The sequence below is a fragment of the Myxococcus sp. AM011 genome (genome assembly GCF_013372595.1).
GTDB classification, from domain to species: domain Bacteria; phylum Myxococcota; class Myxococcia; order Myxococcales; family Myxococcaceae; genus Myxococcus; species Myxococcus eversor.
Window position 1 is genome coordinate 1 of sequence record NZ_JABXEM010000645.1, and the last position, 439, is coordinate 439.

At 73.3% G+C, this 439-nt stretch carries 1 pseudogene; it reads left to right on the forward strand.

The window, feature by feature from the left end:
* Positions 1–381, forward strand: a pseudogene (locus tag HUW62_RS47820) (HEAT repeat domain-containing protein); the annotation flags it as partial.
* Between the last annotated feature and the right edge of the window lie 58 nt (positions 382–439).

Sequence of the window (439 nt, forward strand, 5' to 3'; positions counted from 1 at the left end):
GAGTTTGGGGGCGCCCTGGGGGTGTATGAGGCCGGGCGGGTGACGGTGCTGGAGGAGCCTCAGGCCAACCCCCTGCAAGTCGTCAGGATGCACGGCACCCTCGTGGTGCTGGAGGGGCTGGCGCACCTGCTTGGCGGTGCAGGGCGTCTGGTGCGTGTCGACGCGTCCGAGGGGCAGTGGCGGGCCACGCCTTGGGTGACGCTCCCGGGGGCGCCGAGGGCATACGCGCTGGACGAGGCGGGAGACCTCGTGGTGGGGACGACGGACCAGCGACTCGACGCAGTCGTATGTGGCCGGGCTGGCACCTTCGCACCTGCCCACGTGGTGCGCGTCACGAGGGACGGGCGCCTGGCCCCTGTCGAACCGGACGGACGGCCCTGACGCCACCACACGGGAAAGGGCGCCCCTCCCGAGGCAGGAGGGGGGAGGGGGCCTGGCG